Origin of the sequence: Frateuria soli, from assembly GCF_021117385.1 — a bacterium.
GTDB lineage: Bacteria > Pseudomonadota > Gammaproteobacteria > Xanthomonadales > Rhodanobacteraceae > Frateuria_A > Frateuria_A soli.
Genome location: NZ_CP088252.1, coordinates 19,860 through 32,414, shown reverse-complemented (window position 1 = coordinate 32,414; position 12,555 = coordinate 19,860). Strand labels below are relative to the sequence as shown.

Sequence of the window (12,555 nt, the reverse complement as noted above, 5' to 3'; positions counted from 1 at the left end):
GCCCGACCGGAGTGCCGGCAGCACCGAGGCTCTCGCAGGAGCCCACTTGTGGGCGATGCCCCCTGTAGGAGCGCACCTGTGCGCGACCGGGATGCATCGCGGTCGCGCACAAGTGCGCTCCTACAGCAACGCGCTCCGCGCGAGCCCCGACCCCACCCAACCCTCTCCCGTCATCACGCACGCAGGCCCGGCGACAGGAGCACCCGAAATGCCAAGAGCAGTGAGGCTCCCGTAGGAGCCCACTCGTGGGCGATGCCCCCTGTAGGAGCGCACCTGTGCGCGACCGGGATGCATGGCGGTCGCGCACAAGTGCGCTCCTACAGCAACGCGCTCCACGCGAGCCCCGGCCCCACCCAACCCTCTCCCCGTCACCACGCACGCAGGCCCGGGGGACAGGAGCACCCGAAGTGCCAAGAGCAGTGAGGCTCCCGTAGGAGCCCACTCGTGGGCGATGCCCCCTGCAGCAACGCGCTCCGCGCGAGCCCCGGCCCCACCCAACCCTCCCCCCGTCGCCACGCACGCAGGCCCGGCGACAGGAGCACCCGAAGTGCCCAGAGCAGTGAGGCTCCCGTAGGAGCCCACTTGTGGGCGATGCATTCTGTAGGAGCACACCTTTGCGTGACCGGGATGCATGGCGGTCGCGCACAAGTGCGCTCCTACAGCAACGCGCTCCGCGCGAGCCCCGACCCCTCTCCCCGTCACCACGCACGCAGGCCCGGGGGACAGGAGCACCCGAAGTGCCCAGAGCAGTGAGGCTCCCGTAGGAGCCCACTTGTGGGCGATGCATTCTGTAGGAGCACACCTTTGCGTGACCGGGATACATGGCGGTCGCGCACAAGTGCGCTCCTACAGAAGAGCTCCGAGGATCGGAAACTCTTCCCACCCAGCCCTCTCCCCGGCCGGGAGAGGGCGCCGGTTCGACTCAGCCTGAAATGGCCAGCCGCTCGGAGCGGTAGAGCTGCATCGTCACCAGCGCGACCACCAGCGCGGCCAACGAGGTCCCGGCCAGGCACAGCGCCAGCGGCACGGTGGCCACGCCGTCGCCACGCACAAGGTCGATGATCCCCAGGTGCTGGCCCAGCAGCGGCACGGCGTACATCCAGTCCTGCGGCTTGAGCGGCATCACCATCAACGCGATGCTCGGCAGGATCGGCACCATCATCAGCACCGACAGGTAGGTCTGCGCCTCGCGGTAGCTCTTGGCGAACGCCGCCACCATCGACTGCAGCGCGCCCAGCAGCACGATCAGCGGCAACTGGAGCAGCAGCACGTACAGCGCGAAGGACGCTCCCAGGTGCACTTCCATGCCGAGCTTCTCGGTCGGGATGAAGCCGCCGACCACCGAGAACGCGACCAGGCAGATCACCAGGCTGGCGGTGGAGAACGCACAGATCGCCGCCAGCTTGCCGAGGAAGATCTTCCAGCGCGGCACCGGATTGGCGAACAGCGGTTCCAGCGACTGGCGCTCGCGCTCGCCGGCGGTCAGGTCGATCGCCAGGTACATGCCGCCGATGAAGATGGTCAGCACGAACAGGTACGGCAGCATGTTGAACATCAGCACCGCACGCGACTGCGCGGTGGCCTGGTCGCGCTTGGCCACGATCACCGGCGAGCCCAGCGCCGGCGAAAGGCCGCGCGCGATCAGCCGCATCGCGCCCTGCTGGCGGGAATAGCCTTCCACCAGCTTGGTCACGCGCTCGACCGGGGTGCTCGAATCGCGCTGGGAGGAGTCGTAGATCAGCTCCACCTGCACCGGTTCGCCCTTGCGCCAGGCCTTCGGGTAGTCGGGGGCGATGCGCAGCACCAGGTCGGCCTGCTGGTCGCGCACGGCGCGCTCGGGATCGGCCAGGGCCGGCTGCGGCACCACGCCGCCGGCCTCGAGCGCGCCGAGCAGGTTGGGCGCGTACTGCGCGCCGATCACCGGCACCTTGAGCGGCTGCTCGGCCTTGTCCAGTTCGCGGTTGATGGTCACGCTGATGATCATCACGAACAGCAGTGGCGTCAGCAGCGGCCCCATCAGGAAGGCGCTGGTCAGCGTGCGGCGGTCGCGCAGGTTCTCGCGCACTTCCTTCAGGAATACCGTCAGGAACGCGCGGCTGCGGCGCAGCGGCTGGGTGTCCATCTTGTTCATGCGGCCAGTCCCTCATCGCTGCCGATCAGTTTCACGAAGGCTTCCTCCAGGTTCGCCTCGCCCGTCTGCGCACGCAGCGCGTCGGGCGTCTCGTCGGCCACCACACGGCCGTGCGCGATCACCACGATGCGGTCGCACAGCGCCGCCACCTCCTGCATGATGTGGCTGGAGAACAGCACGCAGCGCCCTTCCGCCTTGAGCTTCGACATGAACTGGCGCAGCGCGCGGGTGGCCATCACGTCCAGGCCGTTGGTCGGCTCGTCCAGGATCACGTTGCGCGGGTCGTGCACCAGCGCGCGGGCGATCGCGGTCTTGACCCGCTGGCCCTGCGAGAAGCCCTCGGTGCGCCGGTCGGCGATGTCGCCCATGTCCAGGGCCTCGATCAGCGCATCGCGGCGGGTGCGGACTTCGTCGTCCGGCAAACCTTGCAGGTGCGCGAAGTAGTCGATGTTCTCGCGCGCGGTCAGGCGCTTGTACAGGCCGCGCGCATCGGGCAGTACGCCCAGGTGGCGGCGCACGGTGAGCGCGTCGGTGGACGCGTCGACGCCGTCGATCAGCACCTGCCCGCGGTCGGGCGTCATCAGCGTGTAGAGCATGCGCAGCGTGGTGGTCTTGCCGGCGCCATTGGGGCCGAGCAGACCGGTGATTTCGCCGTCGCGGGCGGTGAAGCTGACGCCGTCGACGGCCTTGACCGCGCCGAACGTCTTGTACAGGTCCTTGACCTCGATCATGGGGTCGCTCCGTTGAAGTCGATGAACAGCGGGGTCGGTTGCAGGCGGTCCAGGCAGCTCGCGTCGAGCTTCTCCGGATCGAGCTCCTCGACGAAGGTCTTCACCAGCGTGGGCATGCAGCCGGCGGCGATCACGTTGTGGCCCTGGCCCTTGAGCACGAGGTGGCGACCGTTGGAGAGCCCCTTGAGCACCTCCTCGCCGTAGCGCGGCGGCGTCACCGGGTCGTACTGGCCCGACAGCAGCAGCGTGGGGATGGCGGTCTTCAGCGGCTGGTGGAAATCGGCCGGGCGCGTGCCGCGCGGCCACACCGAGCAGATCGCCTCGAGCGTGTCGATCATGCGCGTGCCCAGGATGGTGTCGGCGTCCTGCGGGCGCGGCTTCAGCAGGTCGGCGTCCTCGCTGCAGATCACCGAGGACTGCATGCCGCCGTTCATGGTGTCGGCCAGGTCGCCGCTGATCAGCTTGGCCTGCCCCAGCAGCGGGCCGACGTCGCCGTGCGCCGCCGCGTCGATCGACAGCGGCAGCAGCGCGGCGGTGACCGGGGAGTAGGCGAACAGGCGCACCACGCTCGCCAGCGCGTCGTCGCTCAGCGTGCGCTCGACGCTCTGGTAGGTCTGCGGATCGCGGAAGCTGACCTTGTGCGGGTTGGCGCGCAGCGCGTCGCGCAACTGGTAGAGCGTCTGGTACGGGTCGCCGAAGCGCGCCTTGCACTCGGCGGTGCAGCGGGCGAACTGCGCCTTGAGCGCATCCTCCAGGTTGCGCGCGAAGTCCTCGCCCAACACCAGCTGGTTCGGTACCGCGCCATCGAGCAGGATGCTGCGCACCGCATCCGGATGATGCATGGCGTACTGCTGCGCCACGCGCGTGCCGTAGGACACGCCGACCAGGTCGAAGTCCGGCGCACCCAGCGCCTGGCGGGCGTCCTCCAGGTCGGCCACCGCCGCGGTGGTGGTGTAGTAGCGCGGGTCGGCCGTGGCCTGCACTTCCTTCAGGCAAGCCTGGACCTGCGCGCGCAACCGGTCGGGATCGAAGCCGGCGACGGCGCCGACCTTGTCGGCCTTCTCCGCCGCCTTGCAGTCCAGCGGATGGGAACGGCCGGTGCCGCGCTGGTCGATCAGCAGCACATTGCGGTGCGCCAGCAACGGGCTCAGCGCCGGCGCCACCATCGGCCAGGTCTCGGTCGCCGCCTGGCCGGGACCACCGGCGAGGTACACCAGCATGTCCTGGGCCGGTACGTCGGCGTCGGAGCGGATCACCGCCAGGTTCAACGTGATCTTGCGGCTGGCGGGATCGTCGCGGTTCTCGGGCACCTCGAAGGGCGCGCACCAGGCGGCTGTCGACAGGCCGCTGTCCGGCCGGCCCAGTTCGCAGGCCGTCAGCACCAGCCGGCCCAGCTTCCAGGTGTGCGGCCTGGCAGGGGGCAGGTCTTTCGCCGGTGCCGCAGGCGCCGCCGCCGCGACAGCATCGGCCCCGGCCGACGCCGGCGCACGCGGATGAAACTGGTTCCACGCCAGCAGGCCGAGCCCGCCGGCGACCACCACGATGCGCAGCATGGTGCGCGCTTTCAAAGCCATGTCCTCAACTCCCTTCCCGTCCCACGGATGATTTCCAGCCAGCGCCCAAGCGTCGACGCGAGCTCCCATTCGATGTCCACTCCGATCCGCCCGTCGCCCGTCGCGACCTGCGACGCGGGCACCCGCCCGGCCTCGCGCGGGGCCGGCTCCGACCAGGCCGGCATGCGCGCACAGGCCAGCAGCACGAGTGCGGCAACGATCACGGCGGTGCGGTGTCCCACGCGACCTCCTACAGCGACCAGTAGCGGTAGCGCAGCCGTGCCCACAGCTGCGCCAGCACGTAGCAACCGAACAGCGCCATCGGCGCCGCGGCGAACGGCATCGCGACCAGCTTCAAGGCGTTGAGGAAGAACATCCCCAGCACGATGCCGGTGCCGGCGATGAACGCCAGCACCATCGCCTCCATCTCCAGTCGGCGACGCATCTCGTCCATCAGTTGCATGTGGCGGAACTCCGCCCAGCCGGTCCAGGCATAGCTCGCCAGCAGCGCGGCCGCGGCGATCAGCTTGCCCGCGGGCGACAACTCCCGCGCATAGCGCAGAAACAGCACCACCACGACCAGCATCACGGTGGTCGGCAACCAGAGTCGGCGCGCGTAGCGTCGCAACAAGCTGTTCATTCGGTTCTCTCCCTAGGCTTGCGCATCATTGGGCTCGAAGATCGCTTCGATCGGCCGCCCGAACAGACGCGCGATCTTGAAGGCCAGCGGCAGGCTCGGGTCGTACTTGCCGGTCTCGATCGCATTGACGGTCTGGCGCGAGACGTCCAGCCGTTCGGCCAGGTCCGCCTGCGACCATCCCTGCTCCCCGCGCAGGTCGCGCACCCGGTTTTTCATCGACGGCGCAGCCTCAGCACCAGCACCAGCTTGGCCAGACCGAAGATCCAGAAGAAGCACGGCAGCACCAGCAGGGCGACCAGCGCGGCCGGCACCTCGCCCAGCACCCCGGCACTGAGCAGCAACCCGAAACTCAGGAACCCGCACGAGGTCAGCACGGCTGCGGCGGCCAGCGCCTGCAGGTCGATCTGCCGCTCCAGCTCGTCCTGCTCGCGGATGACCCGCGCCATGGCGCGCATCGCCAGCACCACCGGCAGCATCGGCAGCAAGGCAAGCAGCGCACGCAGAGCGGTGCTGTCGGTGCGCGGCACCAGCCAGCCGTACAGCCCGATCAAGGCGCAGTAACCAGCCATGGCCGGCACGAACTGCCGCAGATAGCGCTTGTGCACCGCGCGCATGGCCATCGCTCAGCCCTCGCCGGGCCGGCGGCGCAGGCGGCGCCACAACAGGGCCGCCAGCACCACCAGCACGCCCGGCACCAGCCCGACCAGCAACCCGGCCTGGAAGTCGTCCAGCCGCCCGCGCCACCAGGCCACGCCCAGCACCATCAGCGCCAGCACGGCGAGCAACAGCAACTGCCTGCCCGGCGAGCTTCCCTCGCAACTGGCGCTTTCGCCGTAATGGCGTACCAGCAGCCACCAGCGGGCGATGCCGTAACCGATCATGGTCACCGGGAAAACCCAGATCAGGATGCTGCCGTCGAGCTCCAGCACACCCGCCGCGGCCAGGAACCCGCCGACCAGGCTCAGCGCGCCGAGCAACGCCGTGGCCGCGCCCAGCGCCACCAGGTGCACGCGCTGCTCGAACTCGTCGCTGGCGCCGATGCGCCGGGCCATCAGGCCGATCACGAACAGCATCGGCAGCACCGGCACCACTGCCAGCAGCACCTTCAACGGCACGCTGGCGGCCGTGCGGCTCAGCGGCCAGACCAGCAGCATCGCGGCCATGTAGGCCACCATCGCGACGGACAGCTGGCTGCGGTAGTGGCTTTCGTTGAAACGCGGCATCTCGGGCTCCCCTGCCCGACGGACCTGCCACCCCGGCCGGCCTGTCAAGCAAACTTGACACGCAGCCTAGACATCGCTGCCGGACATGTCAAGCACCCTTTACACGCCGCCCATATCGGCCTTGCCTTGCGCGACTTGAGTGATCAAACTGTGATAGTGATCACAAAGTGAAGCATGTGACGCACAGGGGCAAATCCGGGACTGGGGAGTCCACCGGGAAAGGGACGGCCACTTCGAGCACGAGGCGGCATTTTTTTGGCGCAACCCTTTGCATGCCAACGGTTTGGCGAATGGTCGCGCCCGTTGGCACAGGACTTGCGAATTGCCGCACAGCCAAACAGGCCCTTGCTTGCTGGCCATGCCGCGGACGGCTCGGAAACCTGGCAAGGCCTGCACCGCATCCGATCACCTTGAGTCAGTTGCAACAACCAACTTCCAGAGGAACCAGCATGTCCAAGCGCCTTCTTTCCGCCGCCCTGATCGCCGGCCTCGGCCTGGCTTTCGGCGCCAACGCCGCTACCGCCAACAGCGTGTCGAACTCCTCTCCCGATGGCAGCATCACCATCACCGGCACGGTAGTCGGGCAGACCTGCAAGGTGGACGGCAAGAGCGCCGGCACCGCTGATGCGATTAGCGTGGCCCTGCCGACCGTGCTGACGTCCAACCTGGCTTCCGCGGGCGCCACCGCAGGCCAGAAGCAGTTCTCCATCGGCATCACCGGCTGCGATGCCGCACTGAGCACGGTGCAGACCTATTTCTCCGGCACCAACATCGACACCACAACCGGCAACCTCAGCAACAACGGATCGGCTGCCAACGTGCAGGTGCAACTGCTCAACGCCGACGCCTCGGCCATCAACCTGGGCGGCGCAGATGCCTCCGCGCAGAATTCGCAGACGGCCAACCTGGACGCCACCGGCAGTGCCACCCTCGATTACACCGCCCAGTACATCGCCCAAGGTGGTGCGGCCGGGTCGGGTGACGTGAACACCAGCGTCCAGTTCACGATGGTCTACAACTGAGGCATCCCGGCGCTTTCCGCCAGGGCACGCTAAAAAGGTGCCTTGGCGGGAAACCGCCCGCCTGCGAGGTTCTTTCCGATGAAGATGCCAGTCCGCACGCTCGGCGCGGCGTGGCTGGGCCTGTGCCTGTCCATGGCGGCGGCACACGCCAGCGTGCTCATTACCGGCACCCGGGTCGTGTTCCCAGCACAGGACGGCGAGGTGACCGTCCGCCTGACCAACGACAGCGATCACCCTGCACTTGTCGAGTCCTGGATCGATGCCGGCGACGCGCAATCGACACCCGACAAAGCCGACACGCCTTTCCTGGTCACGCCGCCGCTGTTCCGGATGGAGGCACATCGGGACCAGAGCCTGCGCATCCTGTTCACACCAGGCCAGCGGGCCTTGCCTGGCGACCGCGAGTCGCTGTTCTGGCTGAACGTGCTGGAAGTCCCGCCCCGGCCCTCCACTGGCGCGGCCGGCGCAAACTATCTGCAGCTGGCGATCCGCTCCCGCCTGAAGCTTTTCTATCGGCCCGCCCTCCTTGCCGGAGACCCGGCGAAGGCGCCGGGCACGCTGCAGTTCCAGACGGTGCACGACGCCAACGGCTATGCCCTGAGGGTGCACAACCCGTCCCCTTACCACATCACCATCACCAAGCTGGAAGTCACTGCGGCCGGCAAGCCCTACGAGGGCCAGCCCGGCATGGTTGCGCCCCTGTCGGACCTGAAGGTGCCGCTGCCCGAACTGGCAACCACGCCGGATACGGGTAGCAAGGTGCGGTACGTCTGCATCGACGACTTTGGCGCTGCCGTCGACTTTCAGAAGCCGCTCGTGCCGCAATGACTATGCGCGCGGCCTGCAAGCCACGCCTTCGCGGGCCCGTGGCCTGCTACCGGCTTGCGCTCGTCGCGGCTATCGCAGCCGCTTACGCATGGCCGGCGGCTGGGAATGCGTTGTCCGCCTCCGCCAATGCCGGCGGAAGCGCCGACGTCGCGACGCCCCTCGCGGATACGGCCGCCCCCGCCAACTACGCCGACTTCGATCCGGCACTGTTGTCCGGCGCGGGCCAGAACACGACCGATCTGTCGCGCTTCGAACATGGAAACCCGGTGCTGCCCGGCCTCTACAGCACGGACGTCTATCTGAACAACGCCTGGAAGGGGCGCGCCAACGTGCGCTTCGCCGCGGCCAGGCCTGACGCCAACGCCACGCTCTGCGTGGACGACCGGCTGCTAGGTCAGCTGGGGTTGCTGCCCGCCGAGCCCGACCCGGCGCTGGCCGCCCGCCTGCGGGACAAGACCGCGTGTGTTGCCATCGGCGAGGCCATCGTCGGCGCCACCGCGACCTTCGAGATGGCCAGCCTGCGACTTGATATCAGTGTGCCGCAGGCCTACATGAACCAGCTCCCCCGCGGTTACGTTAGCCCCGAGTACTGGGACGAGGGGATTCCCGCGGCGCTGCTCAACTACAGTCTCAACAGCTATCGCACTCGCAGCCAGGGTCAGGCGCAAACCAGTAGCTACCTGGGCTTGAACGCCGGGCTCAATCTGGGCGGCTGGCATTTCCGACAGGACTCCACGGCAGTCTGGCAATCGGCTACCGGCAATATGTCAGCGCGCCACCGCTGGCAGACCATCAACGCCTACGTCGAGCGCGACCTGCCCGCGCTACGCGCGCGGGTCACCCTTGGCGACAGCTACACCGACGGCTCGGTGTTCGACAGCTTTGGCCTACGCGGCGTGCAACTGCGCACGGACGACCGCATGCTGCCCCAGTCCATGCGCGGCTATGCCCCGGTGGTTCGCGGCGTCGCGCAAACCAACGCCAAGGTCACGGTGAGCCAGAACGGCGTGCAGATCTACCAGACCACCGTCGCTCCCGGCCCCTTCACGGTCAAGGATCTCTATCCCACCGGCTACGGCGGCGACCTGACAGTAGCGGTTACCGAGGCGGATGGCCGCGTGCGCACCTTCGCGGTGCCTTACGCCTCGGTCTCGCAGCTGCTGCGGCCCGGCATCACACGCTTCGACCTGGCAGCCGGCCGTCTGCGCAACCTGTCGCTGACCGATGCACCGGACGTGGTCCAGGCCACCGTGCAACACGGTTTCAACAACCTGGTTACCGGCTACGCCGGCGTGGGCGGTTTCGAGGGGTACGCGGCGTTGCTGCTCGGCGGAGCGGTCAACACCCGGGCTGGCGCCTTTGCCCTTGACCTCACTAGCGCACGTACGCGCATCCCCGATGCAGGTGCCCATGCCGGCACCAGCGTGCGCCTGAGCTACAGCAAACTCGTGCCCGACACGCAGACGGTGTTGTCGGTGGCCGCCTATCGGTATTCGACCAGCGGCTTCCTCGGCCTGACCGACGCCGCGCTCGCCCGGGACTACGCCCTTCACGGGCTTGATCCGTTCCAGGCAACGTCGAAAAGGACCACGGTGATCGATGGCGTTCCGCGGCAGTCGTTGCTGACCCCCAGCGAACAGGCGGCCCTCTCGGGCGGCGATTTCGATCCTTCCCGGGCCCGCCTGGCCGGACTCGCGCGCCAGCGCAACAGTTTCACGCTCACGCTGACCCAGCGCCTGGGCGACGGCGCCGGCTCGCTGTATGTAACCGGTCTGGCACGCGACTACTGGAACCAGGCGGGGACCGACACCCAGCTTCAACTCGGCTACAACAATCGCTACGGCCGCCTCAGCTACAGCGTTTCGGCCACCCGGGTGCAGAATTCCGAGGCCGGCAGCGACACCCAGTTCATGCTGAGCCTGAGCTTGCCCCTGGGAGGGGGCGACCAGGTACCCACGCTGACCTTCAATGCCAGTCAAAGCCGCGAGCTTGGCCACCAGGACCAGGCCGTGCTCAACGGCAGCCTGGGTGAGGATGGCACGTTCACCTATGGCGGATCGATCACCCGTGTCGGCGGCGGCGGGGGTACGGCTGAAACCCTGAACGCGGGCTACCGCGCCGGCTACGGCAGTCTGGACGCCAGCTATGGTCGAGGCAACGGCTATTCGCAGGCTTCCGTGAGCGCCGCTGGGGCCGTGGTTGTCCACGCCGGTGGCGTGACGTTCGGACAGCTGATGGGCGATACCGTCGGCCTGGTCTACGCCCCCGGCGCAGCGGGGGCCAAGGTGACCAGCGCGAGCGGCGTGTATGTCGACCGCCATGGCTATGCACTGTTGCCCTACCTCGTGCCTTACTCGCTCAACACGGTGCAGCTCGACCCCAAGGGCCTGCCGCTGGACGTGCAACTGAAGGCGACAAGCGCCCAGGTCGCACCGCACGCCGGCGCTTTGTCGCAGGTGACCTTCGGGACGGAGCGTGGGCGCACCGTGATCCTGCAGGCCCGCCGGCCCGACGGCCAGGCCCTGCCCTTCGGCGCACAGGTGTTCAATCCGCAGGACGTATCCCTGGGCGTGGTGGGCCAGGGCGGCAAGATCCTCGCGCGCGGGGTGGAAGCCAGCGGCGAGCTCACCGCGCGCTGGCAGGACGATCGCGGCCGCCCGCAGGCGTGCACGCTCCACTACACATTGCCGCAGGAAGTGGGGGATGGGGACGCGGCCTATACCGCCATCCCTACCATCTGCACCGCGCCAGCGGTGTCACGGCAGGATAGATGATGCACGCAAACGCCCACCTTCGGCCTGCATGCGACCCGGCGCATACCACAGTCCCGCGGAGCCCGACACTTCCGCTGTTGCGCGCCATCGTCGTGTTATTGCTGCTGATGATTGCACCACTTGCGCACGGCGCGTGCTCGTTCGACAAGATCAACGGAAACAACAACGGAAACGGAAACGGAAACGGAAACGGAGGAAACCGCTACACGCCCGGGGCAGTACATTTCTCGGTCCAGAGCCCGATCATGTTGCCGTTCGACTTCAATTACGGGCAACTGTTGGCCAGTCCGGTCACTGCACTTCCGGTCAACCCTCCGAAGATTTCCTGCGATTTTGCGTTCTACGGCCTCTCCAACTCGGTCGGGGGTTGGCCCACGGACAACCCTTCATACACCTACCCTGTCGGCTCCAGTGGTGTTGGATTCCGCCTCATGCAAGCCGACGACCCCGGCAATTACGTGGCTCCGTTCGGCATCGTGGGCAATGTAAACAGCAAGGATTTCAACGTCGCCACGACATTGCAGCTCGCGCAGGTGGGAACGATCGAGAACGGCTACACGATTCCAGCTAACACGGTGCTCGCCAGTTGGTGGTGGGGAGGCATCGTTCCGATGAGCTTCATCCTGGACAACGCCGTAAGGTTTCAGGCACCTGCCTGTCGGGTCGACTTGGACTCGAAAGCCATCTCTGTCCAGCTGCCGCGGATTGCATCGGGTGCCTTCAGTGGCAAGGACACCACCGCGGGAGCCACCCCGTTCAATATCCATTTGGCCTGCCCCAGCGGCGTCTCGGCCACCCTCGATATCCAGTTCGACGCCCAGACCGGTACGTCACCTGGTTACACCACCGTCCTGGGCAACCAGGGCACAGCCACCGGCGTTGGCGTCGAACTCGTCGATGTGAATGGCGTCCCTGTCCCATTCGGCCAGGCGACCCGCGTTGGCGCCATATCCCGCAACATGACGCTGCCTTACGCGGCCCAGTATCACGCCACGGCGAACACGGTCACGGGCGGCTCGGTCGCGGCCAAGGCGACATTCACCTTGTCCTATGAATAGGGCTATTCGTAGGTCCGAGTGACCAGTACGGGGCGCGGGGCCCCTGATGAACCGGCCGCGACGTAGTCGTTGAAGTACTTCAGCACGGGAACCGATTCATTGGCGGCGAGGCGCGTCACGGTCTGCGTGAACATCCGGCTGTTGGACATTGGACGGGTTGCGTTCGAGCCACATCCATAGCGCAACGCAGGCAACGCACCCACCTCATCCGGGGACGGCACGCCATTGGCAACGGAGGCGCACGTCGGTTCCACCACCGCGCCATGGAAATGGATCTGTCCGCCCTGCGCCCACGCACAGGAGGCCGCCAGCGCACACATCGAGCCGATCAACCAACGAAGCGAACCGCGCATGAGCCAGCCCTCGCGGCGCGCAGAGGCGCGCCTGAAAGTGCTTTCGGCAGCTTGCGCCTGCCCTTGATGGCACGCGACGGACTCCCCTCCGAAAGCGCGAACCCCGTCACATTTTTGACGGGCCCGGGTTCGGCGGAAGGTTTAGCGGATGGGTGGTGAGCAGGGCGCCTGCGCTGGCGGCGTACTTATCGACGCCGGGGCAACAAACTTGAAGGGGCCGTCTGGCCCTCGAACTCTCCCCC

Annotated in this window: 13 protein-coding genes; 4 read left to right on the top strand and 9 right to left on the bottom strand. The window is 67.5% G+C overall.

All coding sequences use genetic code 11. The features are described 5' to 3' along the window. Nucleotides 1-922 precede the first annotated feature (922 nt). From LQ771_RS00150 to LQ771_RS00115, 8 genes are read right to left on the bottom strand one after another with little or no spacing between them, the layout of a single operon-like run. Complete coding sequence (locus LQ771_RS00150) at nt 923-2,131, bottom strand: ABC transporter permease (protein WP_231350390.1); 1,209 nt, start codon at nt 2,129-2,131, stop codon at nt 923-925. After that, nucleotides 2,128-2,862, bottom strand: coding sequence for an ABC transporter ATP-binding protein (locus LQ771_RS00145; protein WP_231350389.1), 735 nt, complete (start codon nt 2,860-2,862; stop codon nt 2,128-2,130). The genes LQ771_RS00150 and LQ771_RS00145 overlap by 4 nt, the downstream gene beginning before the upstream one ends. Further along, nucleotides 2,859-4,436, bottom strand: coding sequence for an alpha/beta hydrolase (locus tag LQ771_RS00140; protein WP_231350388.1), 1,578 nt, complete (start codon nt 4,434-4,436; stop codon nt 2,859-2,861). The genes LQ771_RS00145 and LQ771_RS00140 overlap by 4 nt, the downstream gene beginning before the upstream one ends. Next, nucleotides 4,427-4,657, bottom strand: coding sequence for a hypothetical protein (locus LQ771_RS00135; protein ID WP_231350387.1), 231 nt, complete (start codon nt 4,655-4,657; stop codon nt 4,427-4,429). Before LQ771_RS00135 ends, LQ771_RS00140 begins: the two co-directional genes overlap by 10 nt. An 8-nt stretch (nt 4,658-4,665) precedes the next feature. Beyond that, on the bottom strand, nt 4,666-5,055 hold the full coding sequence (locus tag LQ771_RS00130; RefSeq protein WP_231350386.1) for a hypothetical protein: 390 nt from the start codon (nt 5,053-5,055) through the stop codon (nt 4,666-4,668). 12 nt (nt 5,056-5,067) lie between these two features. Next, nucleotides 5,068-5,271 carry a helix-turn-helix transcriptional regulator gene (locus tag LQ771_RS00125; RefSeq protein WP_231350385.1) on the bottom strand — a complete coding sequence of 68 codons (204 nt, stop codon included), beginning with the start codon at nt 5,269-5,271 and terminating at the stop codon, nt 5,068-5,070. Further along, nucleotides 5,268-5,669 (bottom strand): hypothetical protein, encoded by a 402-nt coding sequence (locus LQ771_RS00120; protein ID WP_231350384.1) that lies wholly within the window; start codon nt 5,667-5,669, stop codon nt 5,268-5,270. Before LQ771_RS00120 ends, LQ771_RS00125 begins: the two co-directional genes overlap by 4 nt. A gap of 9 nt (nt 5,670-5,678) precedes the next feature. After that, entirely contained in the window at nt 5,679-6,278 is a 600-nt protein-coding gene (locus tag LQ771_RS00115) for a hypothetical protein (protein ID WP_231350383.1), read from the bottom strand. Nucleotides 6,279-6,727: 449 nt separating this feature from the next. Here LQ771_RS00115 and LQ771_RS00110 point away from each other — a divergent pair, with 449 nt between their 5' ends. From LQ771_RS00110 to LQ771_RS00095, 4 genes are all read left to right on the top strand, one after another. Further along, the gene (locus LQ771_RS00110; RefSeq protein ID WP_231350382.1) at nt 6,728-7,300 is read left to right on the top strand and encodes a fimbrial protein; all 573 of its coding nucleotides are present in this window, start codon (nt 6,728-6,730) and stop codon (nt 7,298-7,300) included. Between the two features lie 78 nt (nt 7,301-7,378). Further along, nucleotides 7,379-8,128, top strand: a complete 750-nt coding sequence (locus LQ771_RS00105; RefSeq protein WP_231350381.1) for a fimbrial biogenesis chaperone — start codon at nt 7,379-7,381, stop codon at nt 8,126-8,128. A gap of 110 nt (nt 8,129-8,238) precedes the next feature. Then, on the top strand, nt 8,239-10,902 hold the full coding sequence (locus tag LQ771_RS00100) for a fimbria/pilus outer membrane usher protein (RefSeq protein WP_231350380.1): 2,664 nt from the start codon (nt 8,239-8,241) through the stop codon (nt 10,900-10,902). Between the two features lie 77 nt (nt 10,903-10,979). Beyond that, nucleotides 10,980-11,960 carry a fimbrial protein gene (locus tag LQ771_RS00095; protein ID WP_231350379.1) on the top strand — a complete coding sequence of 327 codons (981 nt, stop codon included), beginning with the start codon at nt 10,980-10,982 and terminating at the stop codon, nt 11,958-11,960. 2 nt (nt 11,961-11,962) lie between these two features. On the opposite strand, the gene LQ771_RS00090 is transcribed toward LQ771_RS00095, so the two are convergent. Beyond that, nucleotides 11,963-12,313, bottom strand: coding sequence for a hypothetical protein (locus LQ771_RS00090; protein ID WP_231350378.1), 351 nt, complete (start codon nt 12,311-12,313; stop codon nt 11,963-11,965). Nucleotides 12,314-12,555: the final 242 nt, after the last annotated feature.